The 18,446-nt window shown below is 58.0% G+C and carries 15 protein-coding genes and 2 pseudogenes; 10 read left to right on the forward strand and 7 right to left on the reverse strand.

Features of this window, described 5'->3' with window-relative positions; genetic code table 11:
- Positions 1-578: 578 nt before the first annotated feature.
- The 8 genes from FFS45_RS27050 to FFS45_RS27085 all read left to right on the forward strand — a co-directional run bounded on the left by FFS45_RS27050 (position 579) and on the right by FFS45_RS27085 (position 6,997).
- Positions 579-1,109: an IS21 family transposase gene (locus tag FFS45_RS27050; RefSeq protein WP_137957706.1), complete on the forward strand. Its 531-nt coding sequence runs from the start codon at positions 579-581 to the stop codon at positions 1,107-1,109.
- Positions 1,106-1,519: a BrnT family toxin gene (locus FFS45_RS27055; RefSeq protein ID WP_349292330.1), complete on the forward strand. Its 414-nt coding sequence runs from the start codon at positions 1,106-1,108 to the stop codon at positions 1,517-1,519. The genes FFS45_RS27050 and FFS45_RS27055 overlap by 4 nt, the downstream gene beginning before the upstream one ends.
- The gene (locus FFS45_RS27060; protein ID WP_137957707.1) at positions 1,482-1,817 is read left to right on the forward strand and encodes a BrnA antitoxin family protein; all 336 of its coding nucleotides are present in this window, start codon (positions 1,482-1,484) and stop codon (positions 1,815-1,817) included. The genes FFS45_RS27055 and FFS45_RS27060 overlap by 38 nt, the downstream gene beginning before the upstream one ends.
- A 707-nt stretch (positions 1,818-2,524) precedes the next feature.
- Positions 2,525-2,995 (forward strand): DUF2147 domain-containing protein, encoded by a 471-nt coding sequence (locus FFS45_RS27065; protein WP_137957708.1) that lies wholly within the window; start codon positions 2,525-2,527, stop codon positions 2,993-2,995.
- Positions 2,996-3,133: 138 nt separating this feature from the next.
- Positions 3,134-3,964: an oxidoreductase gene (locus FFS45_RS27070; RefSeq protein WP_137957709.1), complete on the forward strand. Its 831-nt coding sequence runs from the start codon at positions 3,134-3,136 to the stop codon at positions 3,962-3,964.
- A gap of 66 nt (positions 3,965-4,030) precedes the next feature.
- Entirely contained in the window at positions 4,031-5,059 is a 1,029-nt protein-coding gene (locus tag FFS45_RS27075) for an AraC family transcriptional regulator (protein ID WP_137957710.1), read from the forward strand.
- Between the two features lie 165 nt (positions 5,060-5,224).
- Positions 5,225-6,073, forward strand: coding sequence for an SDR family oxidoreductase (locus tag FFS45_RS27080; protein WP_137957711.1), 849 nt, complete (start codon positions 5,225-5,227; stop codon positions 6,071-6,073).
- Between the two features lie 165 nt (positions 6,074-6,238).
- On the forward strand, positions 6,239-6,997 hold the full coding sequence (locus FFS45_RS27085) for a YkgJ family cysteine cluster protein (RefSeq protein WP_249362951.1): 759 nt from the start codon (positions 6,239-6,241) through the stop codon (positions 6,995-6,997).
- A gap of 215 nt (positions 6,998-7,212) precedes the next feature.
- On the opposite strand, the gene FFS45_RS27090 is transcribed toward FFS45_RS27085, so the two are convergent.
- The 3 genes and pseudogenes from FFS45_RS27090 to FFS45_RS42470 all read right to left on the reverse strand — a co-directional run.
- On the reverse strand, positions 7,213-7,596 hold the full coding sequence (locus tag FFS45_RS27090) for a hypothetical protein (RefSeq protein WP_137957713.1): 384 nt from the start codon (positions 7,594-7,596) through the stop codon (positions 7,213-7,215).
- A 103-nt stretch (positions 7,597-7,699) separates the two neighbouring features.
- A pseudogene (locus tag FFS45_RS27095) lies at positions 7,700-8,599 on the reverse strand (contractile injection system protein, VgrG/Pvc8 family); the annotation flags it as partial.
- A 3-nt stretch (positions 8,600-8,602) separates the two neighbouring features.
- A pseudogene (locus tag FFS45_RS42470) lies at positions 8,603-9,280 on the reverse strand (GPO family capsid scaffolding protein); the annotation flags it as partial.
- 155 nt (positions 9,281-9,435) lie between these two features.
- Between FFS45_RS42470 and FFS45_RS27100 the strand changes: the two are divergent.
- Positions 9,436-11,214, forward strand: a complete 1,779-nt coding sequence (locus FFS45_RS27100) for a terminase ATPase subunit family protein (RefSeq protein ID WP_137957715.1) — start codon at positions 9,436-9,438, stop codon at positions 11,212-11,214.
- Complete coding sequence (locus tag FFS45_RS27105; RefSeq protein ID WP_249362945.1) at positions 11,211-12,254, forward strand: phage portal protein; 1,044 nt, start codon at positions 11,211-11,213, stop codon at positions 12,252-12,254. The genes FFS45_RS27100 and FFS45_RS27105 overlap by 4 nt, the downstream gene beginning before the upstream one ends.
- 215 nt (positions 12,255-12,469) lie before the next feature.
- Here FFS45_RS27105 and FFS45_RS27110 read toward each other — a convergent pair whose 3' ends face one another.
- The 4 genes from FFS45_RS27110 to FFS45_RS27125 form a co-directional block, all read right to left on the reverse strand.
- Positions 12,470-13,402 carry a LirA/MavJ family T4SS effector gene (locus tag FFS45_RS27110; RefSeq protein WP_137957717.1) on the reverse strand — a complete coding sequence of 311 codons (933 nt, stop codon included), beginning with the start codon at positions 13,400-13,402 and terminating at the stop codon, positions 12,470-12,472.
- 824 nt (positions 13,403-14,226) lie between these two features.
- Positions 14,227-14,886: a DUF2290 domain-containing protein gene (locus FFS45_RS27115; RefSeq protein ID WP_137957718.1), complete on the reverse strand. Its 660-nt coding sequence runs from the start codon at positions 14,884-14,886 to the stop codon at positions 14,227-14,229.
- A gap of 2 nt (positions 14,887-14,888) precedes the next feature.
- Entirely contained in the window at positions 14,889-17,018 is a 2,130-nt protein-coding gene (locus FFS45_RS27120) for an ATP-binding domain-containing protein (protein ID WP_137957719.1), read from the reverse strand.
- A gap of 450 nt (positions 17,019-17,468) precedes the next feature.
- Positions 17,469-18,227 (reverse strand): hypothetical protein, encoded by a 759-nt coding sequence (locus tag FFS45_RS27125; RefSeq protein WP_249362946.1) that lies wholly within the window; start codon positions 18,225-18,227, stop codon positions 17,469-17,471.
- Positions 18,228-18,446: the final 219 nt, after the last annotated feature.

Raw genomic sequence — 18,446 nt, forward strand, 5'->3', positions numbered from 1 at the left:
GATCACTCCGTTCCCCCGCCCGTTGCCGAGCAGGTCAGTGTTCTACGTGGGTCAATATTCGATGCAAATTACTGCGTAGGGTGGGTCAGGATTCCGCGCAAATCAACACCCCGCATTCATAATTTTGCTGCGAAGCACTTTCTGTCCGGTCCATAACGTCCCTGTGAAAATTGACGGAAAACGAGCTCGCACTCACATTTTTGCTCCGAAGCACTATCTCTGTTCAGTCGATGCGCCGAGCGGCGATGTACAGAAATGCCTCGGGAAATGTCGGCGGGATCATTGATGGACAGAAATCCGTGCGGGAAAAGCCGAAAACGGGCTTTTCTGACATTTCCCCCCGGGTTTCTGTGCAGACAGCCGGAATTACCACCCACATTTCTGTTCCGTCGATATCTCTATTTAGCGGAAACACGACATCTGAACTTGGGACTCACATCCGAAATGTTGATAATTTATATTATGTCAAATAGCTTGGCTGACTCCGACACTGAAAATTACATTTGTCTGAAGATTGTGCGAAATTGTAAGCACTCTGTTATATTTCGCGCCGCTTCTGATTTTCAGCAGGATTCCAGGTGTCCGCAGAACCACGTCACGGCTGCCTTCATGAGTTTCTCGCCCTGACCGAGGGCCTTTCAATCGCCGCCGTCGCCCGGACATTGCGCTGTTGCTCGCGCTCGGTCCGCAACTACGTGGCCGGCCGCTCGCCTATACCGTGGCACCGCATCGAACTGCTTCGCCTGCTCGCGCTGGAGAATTCCGCGGCGCTCAACAAATCCAGCGGCGCCACGCGGGAGGAAGAAACCCCTGTCGTTGCCAATATCGAACCCGATCCGGCCGCCCCTGACGTTCCGCCTTCCGAATTGCTCGCGTGGGTCGGCGTTCACGCACCGCATTTTCTGTCGAGCCGACGCAGCTTCGCGCTGTACGTCCGCGGATGGAGCGTTGTCGAAAAAATCCGACGTGCAAAGCGCAACGGCACGTTTTCGACCGTGCTCGCGCACTGGCGCCTGCTGGCGGTCGAGCTGCCGCGCATGTGGCGCTCTGGCCGGATGTTTGCGGGCATCGACCCGCCCGCATACGTACACGAGGAACAGGCGCCGTGACGTGGGCGATAGATCCGCAACTGAACCTGAATCAACACAGCCGGCGGCGCGCAGACAAGAAACCTCGCTGCGCGTCGCGTAACCTTGCAACAAATATTTATCGTATGTACAATAAATTGCAAGGGATCGAATTCGACCCGGCAAAAGACCAGGTCAATCGCAGCAAGCACGGAGTGTCACTGGCTCTTGCCGAGAGCTTCGAATGGAGTAGCGCGATCGACGCGCTTGACGACCGGTACGCCTACGGCGAGCAACGCTTTATCGCGTATGGCTTGATCGGCGACCGTGTCTATTGCCTGGTCTATACAGTGCGCGGCGAAACGCTGCGTGCGATCAGCCTTCGCAAGGCAAACAAACGTGAGGTAAGCGACTATGTCGAGCAAACGCAGCATCGTGATGCCGACCGATGAGGAAGATGCAGTAATCAATCGTGGCATCGCGGCAGATGCCGACACGCGAGAACTGAGCACCGAAGAGATTCGACGGATGCGCCCAGCACATGAAACTCTTCCAAAGCGGGTCGGTGAAAGTTTCGCGGCTGAACTGTTGAAGCGTCGAGGCCGCCCGCCGGCTGACATCACCAAGGTCGCGACTAGCGTTCGCTACGATCGCGATGTGCTCGACGCTTTCCGTGCAACTGGTGAAGGTTGGCAGACACGCATGAACGACGCCCTGCGCGACTATGCCAGGTCACACGGAATGATGTGATGAAGGCCCGCTTCCGCGGGCTTTTTTTCTTGTCCGTCTCCCCTTCCCTGCGTGCGCTTCCAAGCCGCGGCGGCCGTCTCCGTCGCGCTACGCCACGCGGGCACAGCGTAGACCTTCGTTACCTGGAATACATTTGCCGTGACAGGTTACGAGGCATAATGCAAGCCTCTCAGGTTCTGGCACGGCCCTCGGAATAGCCAGAACCTTTCGCCGACCGATTTCCGGTCGGCTTTTTTTACCAGATAGTGCCGCGTCAACTTCCGCGACGGTCTCAGGTCGACCCAACTCGGACCGTTGGCGCCCGGTCACGAACGTCTGCAGTCAAACCAATATCGGGCGTTCCCTCATCGTTTCCGTGATCGGCGGAGCGCATGTATCGCCCAGTATCGAAGCACACCGAATCAGGCGGTGCGAGGACGAAATCACCTCGTGCCGAGGTGCGGTATGCCTGCGTGTAGCTGAGGCATGATCCGCCACCGCCCCCAAAAATGGCACCTACCGCAAGCCTGATGACGCGATCGGTCACTGCCGGATTCCGGCCGACTCTTTAGGATTGGTTCGGCCTGAGCCACGCGGAAACCGCACGCAGATACGCACGCAAGCGCCACTCGCCCGATCACGGGGCGGATCGGGCAATGCCTGCAAATATTTCGATTGGCCGCTCGGCACGGGCCTACCAGACCCCTACGATCACAAGGACAAGCAGCATGAAGTCTCATCTGATCTCACGACGCATGGTCATCTCCATGATGTTCGCTATCCCCGCCCTGTTTCCCGTGTTGCCGGCCTATGCCCAATATGTTGCCGCCGACGCGATCGTCGGAACGTGGGAAGCAGACGACGGCACGATCAAGCTCGCCATGGTCAAAGACGGACCGGAATTTCAAGCGCATCTGCTGTACGGCAATCAGGTCGTCGAGTCCGACAATGTCACGTTCAGGAAGGATGCGAAGAATCCCGATCCGGCGCTGCGCTCGCGTTCACTGAAGAACATCGTGTTCCTTCGCGGCCTTCGCTGGGAAGACGGTAAATGGATCGGTGGCTCGCTCTATGACGCCTCGTCGGGTCGGACCTACCGTTGCGAGGTGGTGCTCGAAGACGACAAGATGCGCCTCAGGGGATACATCGGAATCCCAGCTCTTGGTCAGACCCGTGTATTTCACCGCGTGAGTCAGTGATGATGCTGCCATGGTCTGCGCCTTACTACGCGCCACAGAATTGGCGTGAATCGCAACCGCAATGGCGCCTTTCGATAGTGCGTAGGCGTCGCGTAGCCGGTAACGTTCACGACAGTCAAACCCTGCAGAGAGACAACGATGTTTGATAGACGTAAAAAGACGGCGCTTGTGACCGGTGCCTCGTCGGGAATGGGCAAGGAAATCGCGACGCAATTGATACGCGACGGCTACCAAGTGTACGTCGCCGCACGCCATGTGGAAAAGATGAGCGACTTGGCGCAGTTGGGCGCGAGGCCGCTGCGGATGGATATTTCCAGCGAACCTGAAATCATGTCGGCTGTCGATACGATTCTCGCGGAAGTGGGCGGCGTCGACGTACTCGTCAACAACGCCGGATTCGGTCTGTACGGGTCAGTCGAAGACATCAGCATCGACGAGGCTCGATACCAGTTCGAAGTCAACGTGTTCGGCACCGCCCGGCTGACGCAACTGCTCCTGCCGGCGATGCGCAGGAAGGGGGCCGGTACGATCGTCAACATCACGTCAATGGGCGGCAAGATCTATACGCTGCTCGGTGCCTGGTATCACGCGACGAAGCACGCCCTCGAAGGGTGGTCGGATTGTTTGCGGCTCGAACTCGCGCCGTTCGGTATACGTGTCGTGATCGTGGAGCCCGGCTTGATCGAGACGGGATTCGGCGATGTGGTTGCCAGAGGTCTGCTCGCGCGATCCGGCAGCGGTGCCTACGCGCAACTGACACAGGCTGTCGCGAAGTCCACACAGGAAGCCTATGGCAACGGACGCGGCACTGACCCGGACGTGATCGCGCAGGTCGTGTCGCAGGCGGTGCGCGCACGAAAGCCGCGTACGCGCTATGTCGCGGGCAAGTATGCGAAGCCGATGATCTTGCTGCGAGGCTGGCTGGGAGACCGGATGTTCGATCGGCTGATCACGAGCCAGATGGGCTAGGATGGGCGTGCATCCGCATAAAGTCGGCGCATAAGCGGAGTGATGTGTTCCACACGGGATCGAACGATGAGCGGCGTCATTTCGGACAGGTGCAAAGTACCGCAAGCGTTCTGGCATGCAATCGCGCACGCCGGCCTGCCGCCTGCCGCGGTTCTGCGGCAGGCCAGGCTTCCAGCCACGCTTCATCTGAACGCCCAGGCGCTCGTCAGCACGGAGCAATACTTTGCGCTGTGGAAAGCGATCGAGCAACTCACGCCGGAGCCGGGGCTGGGCATCAAACTGGTGACACAAGCCGACACGGCGACCCATCCACCATCCTTACTCGCCGCATTCCACGCCCGCGATTACCGTGACGGCCTGCAGCGGATCGCCCGTTTCAAGCGGCTCTGTACGCCAGAGAAGCTGCACATCGCCGAAGACGGTGCCGAATGCATAGTCACTTCCGAGTGGTTGTACTCTACCGAACCCGAGCCGGCGATTACGACGGATGTTGCGTTCGCGACGCTCCTCGAACTCGCTAGGCGGAGCACTGGTCAGCACCTGACGCCGCGCCGGGTGGAGTTCATCCGGGCAGGCCCGAAGCACGACGTTTACCGCGAGTATTTCGGCTGCACGATCCGCTACGGGGCATCGCGCAATGCGCTGGTGCTGAAGTCAGCAGACTTGGACAGGCCGTTTGCCAGCCACAATCCAGAACTCCTGGAGATGCTGACGCCTGCACTCGCCGCCGCGCTGGGGGAGTTCGACGCGCGCAGTTCGATTCGCGTGCAGGTAAAGGTCGTGCTCAAGCGATGTCTGGCAAGCGGCCGGCCGGAACTGCCGGACGTCGCGCGCGACCTCGGCATGAGCGAACGAACGCTGCAAAGGCGTATCACCGATGAAGGTGCAACGTTCCGGGACCTGCTCGCCGAAGCGAGGCAAGAGCTCTGGCGGCGACTGCTGTCGGACCCTGCGGCAGGCAACGACGAGGTCGCCTGTCTGTTGGGCTATCAGGACCCGAGTTCGTTCTATCGCGCCTTCCGGGACTGGGAAGGCGTCACGCCCAATCGGTGGCGTGAAATGAACTCAACGCGTCCTGCCGCCGAACCGACCTGATACGTATGGGATAGCAGGCCCCGTCGCCGCGCAAAGTACACCCGCTTTTCCGCTTGGCGCGGTGTGCAACAAGCCTGACGGATTTCGCCAATGTCGAAGATGCGATGAAGCGGTACAAATCTCCCTGCAATCGCTGAAACCGCAATCCACTTCGAAAGGCATTCCATGACAGGCAAAGTATGGTTCATTACCGGCGCATCCCGCGGCTTCGGTCGCATTTGGGCCGAGGCCGCGCTCGCGCGCGGCGATAAGGTCGCCGCGACGGCGCGGCAGGTGGTCAGCCTCGACGCGCTGGCGGAACGCTATGGCGACGCCGTACTCCCGCTCGCGCTCGATGTGACCGATTCCGCCCAGGTAAGTCACGTCGTCGCGCAGGCTCATGCGCACTTCGGCAAGCTCGATGTCGTCGTCAACAACGCAGGCTATGCGCTCGTCGGCGCGATCGAGGAAGCGAGCGAGGTCGACGTGCGCGCCGAGTTCGAAACCAATTTCTTCGGCGCGTACCGTGTCATCCAGGCCGCGTTACCGTTTCTGCGTCAGCAGCGCCGCGGTCACATCATCGGCGTATCGAGCGTCGCCGGCATTGTGGCCGGGCCGATCGTCGGTTTTTATCACGCGTCGAAATGGGCTCTCGAAGCACTGCACGAGAGCCTCGTCACAGAAGTCAAGGGCTTCGGGATCAACGTGACCCTACTCGAGCCTGGCGCATATGCGACCGATTTTTCGAGCCAGGTGTCGCTAAAGCTCGCAGCCGGCATCGACGCATATGCGGATCTCAGGGCGCTGGTCTTTGCTTCGAGTGGACAGATCGATTTCGGCGACCCGCAGTCGACCGCAGAGGCCGTCCTGAAGATCGTCGATGCGCCCCAGCCGCCGTTGCGTCTGTTTTTGGGCACCGAGGGGCTTCCACTCGCGCGCGCAGTATATGCCGAGCGCCTTGCCACCTGGCAGGAGTGGGAGCCGGTTTCGAGCGCGGCCCAAGGCGAGTCGAGCCGACGGGACATCTCGCTCTGATCGCGAGTCGATTCCGGCAATCAACCGTGCCTATCACGTGTGCTTCAAGCCACAGTCGCCTTCGGATGTACCGTAGCGCTGCGGCGCACCGATGCCCATCGGGATCCACCCCGTTTCGTGAATCCGTTCGTCGGACAACTGATGCCCTTACATTTTTCGTGCACGATGTGCGGCCACTGTTGCCGCGGTCTTCGTATACCGCTGAACCTTTCAGAAGCTATCGACTGGCTGAGCGACGGTGGAGAAACGCAGCTCCTGTGCGAAGCCATTCCGTGGCCGGCGGAGCCAGCTGTTGACAATCTGCTTGCCGCATACAAGTTTCAGCGTTCGTTTCCAGCGCTGAGCGGTACGTTACCGTTACGCGTGATCGTGACGGTCGTGGCTGCGTTCGACGGCCCGTGCCCTCACCTGAAATCCGATTTGCGGTGCGGGGCGTACGATCGCCGGCCGCGCGTCTGTCGCATTTATCCTGCGGAGATCAATCCGTTCATCGCGCTTCGTCCGGCTGGGAAAGGATGTCCTCCGGAGGCGTGGGACAATCGTTATCCGGTGCTGGAAGCGTCGGGGCGTTACGTGGACCGCACGCTCACGGCCGACATCGAGGCTCTTCGCGCAACGGACATACGAGACGTCGAAGCAAAGCAGATACTGAGTAGCGTCCTTGGCGTCCGCGCGGCCGCACTCGCGAATGAAGGCTTCGTGGTCGTCTCACCGGGCCGCGAGACGATGACGCGAGCAATCGCGCTTGCAATCGACAAGGTTGAAGGCCTCGACGGCAATGTGTCGATCGTATCGTGGACCCTGATCTCGAATCGCTGCAGCACAAGGGACACGCTCGCTTCGGTCGATGCGCAGGCTGCAGCGCCCGAAGCATTGCCCGATGGGCAAACGTATTTGGGATTTGACGCGTCGAGAGACGATTGAGCTGTGGTCGCTGTCTCCGCAGCGGCGCCCGAGCAAGAGGAACAACAAGCTATACGCACGTGCATGCTCTGCGTGGACTTCACCTGCTATTCGCAGCGAAATATTGCTGTGTTTAGTCTGCCAGGTGAGTGGCTGATACCTGCCCAGTACCGGGCAGTGAGCATTCCAGTCCAAGCGGCGGCAAGTGGCCGACTGTTGCCAGACGTAGGTTTGGGTCACTGGCGATGCCCGCTATCTCGCCGAACATCCAACGGCCCAAGCAAGTGACTCGCGCATACGTCGAAAATACCTCGCACGACCGGGTTCCGATAGTCCAGCCGCCAACCATCGGTAAACAGGTTGCTGAGGTACGCCGGGTCCTTCATGACCGGGAAGACCAGCATATTGGACGCAACCAGGAGCGACTCTTTATGCAATCGAAGTCGCTCGACCACGTTACAGTTGCCACCGTTTGCCTTTAGCCACAAGCTCTCAGATTCAATCAGATGTTCGAGCTTTAGCCATTCGCCCGACCTGGCGCGGCCGACCAGTTGCGAGACGACAAGGTAGGTCAGCAGCTCGTTACGGGCTTCGTCGTCGAGATTGTAAGGAATTATCATTTGTCCCCCACCATGCGCACAGGATCAACCGGGGACTCACTAATTCCCTCTCCGCCTGCAGGTGTCAATTGTAGCAACCACGCCACTCCAGCGGTTCATCGCCCTACCGCCCCCCCTTCCTGAAATGCGAGCGGTGCCGGCCGGTAGTCGGATCGTCGCGCACTTCCATTTCGAGATCAGTCGTCAGGCCGCTATCGGCGATCGTGTGCCTCGCCTTTTTCACAAGCCAGGGCGTGTCGTTGATTTCCGGTTTGAAGCCGGAAACGTTGACCGGCATTTCGGGGAACGCTTCAGGCACACCGATCGCGAGGTGATAGCTCATGGTCGCCTGGCTACGCTGCGTGCGGGCCAGCTCGGCTTCTGCTGCTGCGCGCGCTTCGGCTTCGCTCGCATAGTCCTCTGGCAATACCTTGACGTTTTTATTGTTTTCGCCACCGACCACTACCGACTTGCGTCTGGCTGCGCCGGCGGAATGGTAGTGCGCTCGCACGGCTGTATAGCTTTCGCGCTGCGCGACGTGGTAGCGATGCTGGTCACCGCTTGCGCGCGTCAGGTCGAGCGCGTCGAGCGTCTTTCCGCTCGCGGTCTTGCCGGCTCCGACCGGCATAAACAGCAAGTTGAGATCCTTTACGTTCATCACGGCATCGTATCGGCGGGCGAGGCGCGTCAGAAACGACATGTCGCTTTCATGCGTCTGGTCGATGTGCGCGATCGCGACCTGCGCGAGTGCATCGGCGATCGCTGCTTTCAGCGAGTGGCGGCCGGCGATCGCGCGCACGATCGAGCCGAGGGTTTGACCGTGCCAGCTCATTTCCCGCCGCTCGTGCATCTCGTTCGTCATCGACGCCGAGCGCGCGCGGATCGTGATGATATCGGGCGCGCCGCTGTGTTCGACCTCGTCGACGGTGAACGTCCCCTTGTCAGTCAGCGGCTTACCGACCCATCCAATTGCGACCTTGATATCGTCACCGCGCTTCGGTATCGCGAGGCCGTTGACCGCGTCAGCCGCCGCCGTAAAAAGGTTCGTCGGCGATACCTTGCGGGTCGCGTAGGGATGCGCTTCGGGGTTTTGAGCTGCGAATGAAAGTATCTCGGTGCCGAGGCTCGCGGGGCTATCGGTCACGGCCAGCCCGATCAGATAGGCCTGTTTCGTGTCAGCGAAAGACAGATCGATTTCGCATGACGTGTAAATCTTTTGTTTGGCCTTCGTCATGGCGACGAGGTCAGGCGTCGGGACGATTTGCGCATACAGGCCGAGCTTGCCGGCGAGCGGGCCAGCTTCATCGCGGGTTTCGAGCGCGATCACGTCACCATATGCCTTGAACGGGCCATCGGGCACCGTGCCGCGAATATGTTCGAGATTGACGCGTGCGCCATACAACGCAGGGTTGTAGTTCTTCGCCATCTGCGCGAGCCATTCGCGCGAAATGCTGCGCCCGTCAGTCGTCGCACCTTCAACAGCAATGCGGAAAAACTTGCTTGCCGCATGCTTCGCCGACTCGCTGGCACCGGCCGCCGCAACAGAGCCGATAGCGAGCGCGCCGGCGCCGAGGTGGCCGCCGATGACGTCGGAATGATCGAGAACGCTACTCACGGCGAGGGTCGCCGCGTGTACGTCTAGCGTGAAGGCGAAGGCGATCACCGCAACGGCGAACGACATTAGCGACAGCTTGCGAGATTGCATTTGTTAGGTCTCCAACAGGGGCGAAAAGGTTGGTTAGGCGTGAGTCCATATCTTGCTTTCGCGCCCGCCGGGACTCAACGGTTGGCATATGTTCCCGATATGGGTACAGACGCCTGGGGATGCTCGCGCGTGCGCGTCGCGAGAAACTTGGGGCCATGCTAGAAGCCGCTGAAATCGCCCCCGTACTGGAATCAAATGCAGACCCACGCCGTATCGCCCGCGCGCTCTACTGGCAGGGTTGGCGTGTCACGTCGATCGCGCGTCATCTGGAGATCAAGCGCGCGACCGTCGAGGCTTGGAAACAGCGTAATGAATGGGACAAGGCGACGCCGATCGAGCGTATCGAGTCGTCGCTAGAGACGCGGCTTGCGGTGTTGATCGCCAAGCCGGAAAAAGACGGCCGCGACTTCAAAGAGGTCGATTTGCTCATGCGGCAGGTTGAGCGCATGGCGCGTGTCCACAAGTACGACGAGACAGGCAGGGAAAGCGATCTAAACCCCGCGATCGAGGCGCGCAACACGGCGCCGCGCAAGGCCAAGGCAGCACGCAACGAATTCAGCGACGAGCAACGAGATAGGATCGTCGAGGCTTTCCGGGATTCGCTGTTCGATTATCAGAAGGTCTGGTATCGCCAGCGCGATCAGCGCACGCGCAATATCCTGAAATCGCGGCAGATCGGCGCAACGTGGTATTTCGCCCGCGAGGCGTTGGTTGACGCCATCGAGACAGGCCGGAATCAGATTTTTCTATCGGCCAGCAAGGCACAGGCGCATGTGTTCCGGCAGTACATGTGCCAGTTTGCGCGCGAGGCCGCAGACGTTGACCTGTCCGGTGAGCCGATCCTGTTGCCGAACGAGGCAATGCTTTACTTTCTCGGCACGAATGCCCGCACCGCGCAGAGCTATCACGGCAATTTCTATTTCGATGAGTATTTCTGGGTCGGTGGCTTTCGCAAGCTGAACAAGGTCGCATCGGGCATGGCGATGCATAGCAAGTGGAGAAAAACCTATTTCTCCACGCCATCGAGCATGCAACATGAGGCGTATTCCTTCTGGACTGGCGACCACTTCAACCGTGGCCGCGCCAAGGCCGATCATCTGCATCTGGACGTAACGCACAAGGCGCTTGCACGCGGGCGGCTTTGCGAGGATCGGCAATGGCGCCAGCTCGTGACGGTCGAAGACGCCGTGGTCGGCGGGTGCAATCTTTTCGACCTCGACGAACTGCGGCTTGAATACAGCCCCGAGGAATATCTCAACCTGTTGATGTGTCACTTCATTGATGACACAGCATCGATTTTCCCGCTTGCCGACTTGCAACGCTGCATGGTGGATTCGTGGGAGCTGTGGGAAGACTTCAAGCCACTAGCGCCCCGCCCTTTCGCTTACCGGCCTGTATGGGTCGGCTATGACCCTGCCCTGTCCGGCGACTCGGCCGGCTTGATCGTGGTGGCGCCGCCGGCGGTGCCGGGTGGCAAGTTTCGCGTTTTGCACAAGGAGCAATGGCGCGGGATGGACTTCGAAGCCCAGGCCGATGCGATCAAACGCATCACGCAAGATTTCAACGTCGAATACATGGCGATCGATACGACCGGCATCGGCCAGGGCGTGTACCAGCTCGTTCGCCAGTTCTACCCGAACGCGGTGGCGCTCAACTACTCACCGGAGGTTAAGGGCCGGCTCGTACTCAAAGGCTTGTCGGTGATCGGTAAGGGCCGACTCGAGTTTGACGCTGGGTGGACCGATCTCGCGCAATCGTTCATGGCTATCCGCAAAACCATGACCGCGAGCGGAAAACAAGTCACCTATGAGGCGAGCCGCAGCGAGGAAACCGGACACGCGGACCTTGCATGGGCTTGCCTGCACGCGCTCGGCAACGAACCGCTAGAGGGCATGACCGCCAACAACACAGGCTTTATGGAGTTCTCAAATTGAGCAAGCGCACACACAACCATACGCACGCTGCAACACCCGCGTCGGCCGCACCACCGCCAGCGCGAGCCGAGGCTTTCACGTTTGGCGACCCGATGCCCGTAATGGATCGGGCCGAGATCCTGGATTACGTAGAGAGCTGGTCGGCCGGCGAATGGTTCGAGCCGCCGGTGTCGTTCGCCGGCCTGGCGAAGTCATTCCGCGCCGGCGTGCATCACAGCTCCGCGATTTATTTCAAGCGGAATGTGCTGTCTTCTACGTTCATCCCCCACAAGTTGCTCACTCGCGAAGAATTTGACAAGTGGGCGCTTGATTTCCTGGTGTTTGGCAATGGCCCTGTAGAGAGGCAGAAGAACCGGCTAGGCGGCACGCTCGCGCTCAAGCGCGCGCCGGCAAAGTACATGCGCCGTGCGACCGATTTGCAGCGTTTCTTTCAGGTCAACGGCATACAGGAAATGCACGAGTTTGAACCCGGCGTGATCTTTAACTTGATGGAACCGGATATCAACCAGGAAGTGTATGGCCTGCCCGAATATCTCGGCGCGCTGCATGCAGCATGGCTGAACGAATCGGCGACCCTATTTCGTCGTCGCTACTATGAGAACGGATCGCACGCCGGATTTATCCTGTACATGACGGATGCCGCGCAGAAGCAGGAAGACGTAGACGCGTTGCGCGAGGCGTTGAAAAACAGCAAAGGTCCAGGAAATTTCCGCAACCTGTTCATGTACGCGCCGAACGGAAAAAAGGAAGGAATTCAGCTAATCCCGGTCTCCGAGGTCACGGCGAGAGACGAATTTTTCAACATCAAGAACGTGACGCGCGATGACTTGCTCGCCGCTCATCGCGTACCGCCGCAGCTAATCGGCGTGGTGCCGAGCAACACGGGCGGGTTCGGGGCCGCAGACACGGCGGCCGAGGTATTCGGTGCGAACGAAATCGAACCGTTACAGCGCCGCTTCACGCAGCTCAATGAGTGGTTCGGCGACGAGGTCGTCCGGTTCAATCCTTACAGTATCAAGAGGGCGTCCGCCGCAGCTTGAGCCGCATCCTGCCGACCGCGAGGGGCTGTCTCCGAGCCTGTTTAGACGTCCGTTGAGTCGTTGCGAATGGCGGTTCCAGTCTGTAACGCCCATTGGCGATATTCGGCGGCGCGGTAATTTTCTGCCTACGGCGCAGTTACGGTCTTGAAATCAGACCGAAATTTTGTCGACTAAGACGCCGTGGTATTCCGCGTCCGCACACCTACGGGGCGCGGCTATAGAATCCTGTTTCGAATTATATTGTCGATAGTTTCCTGTTCGTCAGTGCTCAGGTCTGAAAACTTAGATTTTCCCCTATACACCTTTTTGGTTACATAGTTCTTCAGGAGCATCGCATCATTTCGTATCCTAGAAGCTTCCCGCTTCTTCTCCCGAGCATCGAGAAAAGCTGATAGAAGAGGGAGGCTTGCAGTGAAGTTCTTCGTAATGGACGCGTGCAGATTCTCTGGACTGCGAAAATCATCCAGACTCGCAGTTTTATAGGGCGTGGCAGTACTCTGATCGTTAGCACCGGCTCGATCAACGAGCGCGTCCCACAGGCCAAGACTATCCCAGGCGGGCGGCCCGTCGGCAGTCTTCGGCTCATCGTGTTTCTGCGTTCCGACCCACGAATAAAAATCTGTCCAGGACGTCCCTTTTCCAAAACCCGTCTGCTTCATCACGCAGTACCATTGAATACGATGGCTAAACTCGCCATGTCCATATGAGACGGTCGGGTCTTTGAATGGCTGTCGCTTTTCGATTATTTGTCGGAACTCATCTGCCGGCACCAATCCAGTCAGCGTCACGGCCCGCACTGGTTTGTTGGGGGCCCTGACGCCAAGTACAAAGTTATTCGCAAACTCGACTTGACTGAGTACAGTAGTCAGAAGACCCTGAAGGTGAGTAGCGATTTTTTCGCCGCTTGCGCGTGAATGGAAATCCGACTGGGCCGCTTGGACATCCAATTTAGCGCCATTCAGACGCTGATTGGCCAAGTGGTGCATTTCAGCCTCGAGTTGCCCCAATTCAGTCGTCATGCCTTGACGGTCACTCAAGTAGTGGCCGACCTGACCCGTCAGCGTACGTGCCGCAGACGGCCACTCCTTTTCTGCTCCACGCATGCGCACCTTAATTTCATTGATGACCTCATCAGTGGAAACCGGCATGACGTCTCCCATGAGTGCTGTTCAAGAGGTTGGTGATTCGAGTTTCAATAAACATTCCGGGTTCGCGCGGTTGACATCGCTTGCACATGGGTTTTCGTATGAACAATACCGCGAAGCGGGCTGTTTGCCAACGTGGTATGCGATCGGCTTGGTTGCAGCCGCTTCGCGTCCTTCCGCCTGCGAGCGAATACGCGATTACGTCTGCCGCGCTCGTGAGCGGCCGCCGCCAACATTGAAGCAGACGATGCCTAACTGGGCGCAAAACGTCGGGTTGCATGGCGCGGGCACTTGTACTTGTATTTCTCGATAGCGGACACTCAGAAGAACTGAGTTATGCAGGTCACTAATGACAGTGCGCACTATGTCTGCCGCCAAAAACGGAAGGGACGTTCTGGGGGGGGGGTGTGGCGAGCCGATGGCCTAAGGCCGCTCAGGCCGTATCCGGAATACGTGGCGGCTCCCGACACGGTTTCCCGGCCCACGTGGACTGGTCGCGAGCCGGCAGCGGGGTGCGGGACCAATTTGGCCGCTGTTCGGTCCTAGCGGCTTCAGGATCGCAGTCCCCCTCCCCGCCTGCCGTCCTCTTGGGTGGATGGTTTTGATGCAGCATGCGACCGCGCGCCGCAGCACCAGTCTGCGCATGGTCCCGGGGAATTTCAGGGACGGCGGGATGATGCGTTGTGATGCGCGCAGCCAGTCTTGCACGCGATTCACTGTTCGGTTGCCCGTCGCAAGTTCGACCAGTTTCAGTCACTCGCCGGTTGCGTCGCAGGGCCACTCACGCGACAGCTCCGTGACGACTAGCTTTGAAACAAATGGCGCCGCTAGATAGTGAAGTACGAGATATTCCGTTCGAGATCTGTAATGCACTGCTCAAAGCTACCGCGGGGCATCTTTTTTTCAAGAATATTCATTTTTTTCTTATACAAAAGAAAATAAAAATTTCGGAGTATGAACAGTAAAAAAGAATGTGGTGACACAGGCCGGTCCACCGGAATTCTACAGTTTTCAAAATGGCCGAAGGTGAGATGCGAGTGCGGATGGTGTCGCGGTTTGTAGTTGATAGGATCGTAGTCAAATCGTACTGGAAACCGTACTATTTTCCTTAATACTATATCGCCATACACCTCGTCTTTCTTGTAGAGTTCAGGCGCTTCCTCTACCGTTGGTAATTTCGGACAGGGGAAAAATGCTAGACGGTGTTTCGCAAGCAAAGCGTCAGCGTCCGTGCTGAAGGAATATTGAAAAATCAGCAGGCCGCCATCCGGAAGCTTGATGTGATACTGATTGTTCTTGTCAAGCTCGGCATACATATCAGCATACGGCACATCCCGCAATGCGATAGAGGTCGCTTTCAGGTCGCCAATCGATTGAAAAGCCTGCGACCGTGATTGCACCGGGCGAAATTGAGCAACGGAGATACCCGCTTCGATTGCGCGAGTCATCACGATGTCTAGTTGTGCGCTAACATCGGCAATTTTCATTTTTATTTTCCGGGCGCCCTTGCTTTTTTTAGATCCTCGATCAGTTTATCGACATCGATGTCGCCGGAACGGGCCGCCTGCAATAGCTCCTCATGTTGACGCTTTAACTTGCGCTCACGCGCAATTTGTCTCGGAGTTGAATCAACGTTTATGAGGCGGAGCTCCTTCTTTTGTTCATCGGTCGGATAGGTAAAGGTTAGTTTGTAATCTTGTTCTTTGAGGCGCTCCCACTCTTGAGTGAGGGCGTCCATTCGGGGGCCAACGCCAAGAACACGTACCCATGCCTTCGAGCGCGTAATCGCCGTGAACAAGCGATTTCTGACTAATGCGACCATCGATTTGGTGAACGCCGAATAACAATCGTGGGCGTTGATAATATACACCATCCCCGCTTCGTTACCCTTCGCTCGAAAAATACCCGTGAATGTGACCGCCCCCGTCTTTGTAAAAATGTCACGCGAGGTGCTAACGCCCGCAATTTCCGAGTTAATCCCGGCTTCGAAAAGCAAAGCTCGAACGTGTCCCACCGCCTCAGTAGTTTTTATAGGGTCAGGATTGATAACTACGATATCTTCCGGGCGAAGCTCCTCGTCTCTTATATCGTGTTGGACGCTTTCTGCGAGCCAAGCACTCTGTGCCAGAGGACTCTCGAAACTTAGGAACTGGATCAAGTCATCCGGTGCCGAATGATCTTCAAGAAACAGCGGAGACGTCTGCGCGCTTCGTGCGAGTGTTACAGGACGGCCAGGGGTGATCGGTCCATCGACGATAGAGTAGCCAACGTCTGTCCAGAGCGAGTCATGATCGAAAAATTGAACGAGTCCCTGATCTCTGTAGATGCCGAAGCCAAGCGCATGGGCTGTTGCAAGCACGGGACGAGGATTTCGGTAGCATTTTTCCAAGATAATGTCTTGACGAGGCACCGCCGTTTCAGACGAGTCAAAAGTGACGACAGGCTTGCCCGTCTGATCTTTACCAAACAAATCCTCGGGTGGAAGAACAGCGTTTCCAGTCAGCGATTGGAGTTCGTCATAAGCGTATACGAGTCGCTTTGGGTCTCTTAGAAACCGGTAGCACAATCGCAAAAATTCGGGCGGGAAATCTTGAGCTTCGTCGACGAGAATCAGATCGTACAAAGGCCTTTGCTCTTCCTGATGCTTCAGCGCATCGGCGCATGCTCCCGCAAAAGCGCGGTCGGATGAGGCAAATTTGGCCTTGGCCGTTCCAAAGTCCAAGAATGGAATATTATGCTCGCGGCAATACTTGTGATATATGCCATCTTGTTCGCGATCGCCGGGGCCGCCCCAAGCATTAATGATGTCGATGCAATCCCAATCGGGCTCCATGCTGGTTTGCTCGATTGTAAAACTGTTGATAAGTCGCTTGAACTGCTCCTTCAGAGAGCGCGTATTAAAAGTGACCGCAATTCGCCAGTCAGGATTCTGCGAATGCAGATATGCGACCTTCAACGCGAGGATGATGGTCTTTCCCGAGCCCGCTAGGCCGCGAATTCGTTGAATACCTTCGACGGTTTCAATGACTGCTCTGGATTGATGTTGATCGAGATTCGCAATCGAATCCTCGACTTTCTTAAGACGCGCACCTCGGGAATTCGGCTTCTTCGGTTCGCGCTTTTGTTTGCCTGCGCGAATTGTCGTAACAACTTGAATCGCCGCTAACAGGTGGGAGAATAGGTCCACACCGTCAATTGGCTTCCCTTCCAAGACTTCCTTCACCAGGTTGTCACGGTTTGTGCAGATATATGGATCTTCGTTTGCGGGTATCGTTCTTTTTGCCGGTGCGAACGCGAACGTCTGGATATCAAAAAGAAGGTTGCGGCCTTGTTTAAGTGTCGGGTAAGGCTTTAACTTCACTTCGAGCATAGACGCAATTTCATCCAGCCGCGCCTTGTAGTCCCCGAGATCAACCCCTTCGACGAGATCAAACGCGATAAGGCCATACTTCTTGGAGAGAAGCAGCGCATCGAACTTCACGGGGCCGAGCGGGGAACCGATAATCGGATAACCGATGTAAAGGTACCCGTCTATTTCCTCGACGACCGACAATAGATCAGCCAAAGCCTTTCCGGCTTCCGGCTTTTCTTTGTTGGAGCCCCAGATGATGTTCAGCATAATTTTCCTTGATCCGGCAGGCTCAGCGACCGTGGAGCTACCGGCGACGGCTGTTAATAGTGCGTACTCGCCGCTAGAACATTAGCGACAATTCCCGGGATTGTAACAGCTACGCGCCGGCGCCGACCTAGGTAGGACGGGCTTCGCGCCCCGCCAAAGCAACGCGTTTCTGCACCTCACCGCAGCAGGCAGATTAGAGTCAAAGGTAGATTTGCCTTCCGCGACAGCAGTCATTCGCGATCGATAACCTGCGAACGTCGTCAAACCGACGTACAACGACCCGACCAACGGGAATACTCGAATGACGGCAATGGCCGAACACGCTTATCCCAATGCGCTAGGACGAACGGCCGATGCGCCTTGGAAGCCGCCGTTGAGGTCGCGCAGGCTCTATGGGCCGCAATGCCGGCGACATATGCACTCTTCGCAAGTGGCCAACTTCGGTCATTATCAAGTGGGCAAGTGACTGGATTGAATTTGTTGCGCTAGCTGTTTGCGGATGGTTGCGGCCTTCGCCTGCGAGCATCCAAGGTGTTTCCGAATCTCGGCGACTGTGCCGCGTAGCGTTCCGTTGCAGGTCGCGGTCAGCACACGGGTAAGGTCATCCGCCTGCTCGCCCGCCGGTAAGGTGGCGGCATCCTGCCGTCCGGATGTCCCGTTACCGCTGTGCGCAACGAGTGTACTAGCGCGCATTACTGGTGTGACTGGCAGTACGTGACTGGCGTCCTGTGCCGGCGTGACTGTCTTAACGGGCGCTTCCGCAGGCCGTAGAGCAAGCAACCAACAGAAGCAGGCGACACCTTCAATCACCACTGCAAACGCCATACCGGCTACTAGATCGACGCGATCGGCGGCGACGCCGAAATCAGTCAACAACCCGGCAAGCGGATCAGCTTTCGCCGCTGCGCGCTCGGCGTCCGCGCGATCAAGCGCCAATTCGCGACGCATCACTTCGGCCGACTCGGCGTCGAGTGCAACGAGTTTCGCATCAAGGGTCGTGTGTTCGATGCGGACCGCTGCACATCGGTCGCCGCACTTACGTTCAGTCACGCGGGCCAGTCGCGCGACGATGCTGGCACGGTCATTGGCGATTTCTGCCAGATTGCGACCGGGAACGGAGACTACCGGGACGACCGCCGCGCGGAAGTCGCCGGCGTGTTTCTCGGCCATGACGAAAAACACTGCGTGGCCGTAGCAGGTTGCTGTCATGCAGCCGATCCAAAGCGCTAAGCCGAGCGCCCGAATCCGCCAACCATGCGGACGGCACAATGCGGGGAGCAGGTGAGCGGCGACAACCAGCACGATGCCCACGCAGACCAGGAGCACACGCTCCGCAAATAAGCCGCCCCGCTGCCATCCGGCCAGTATCGATAGACAGGCCGCAGTTATGGTGGCCGCGAGTGCGAGTAACGCTGGTGGTGGTCTCAT

The organism is Burkholderia sp. 4M9327F10 (genome assembly GCF_005503145.1).
Taxonomy (GTDB): domain Bacteria; phylum Pseudomonadota; class Gammaproteobacteria; order Burkholderiales; family Burkholderiaceae; genus Paraburkholderia.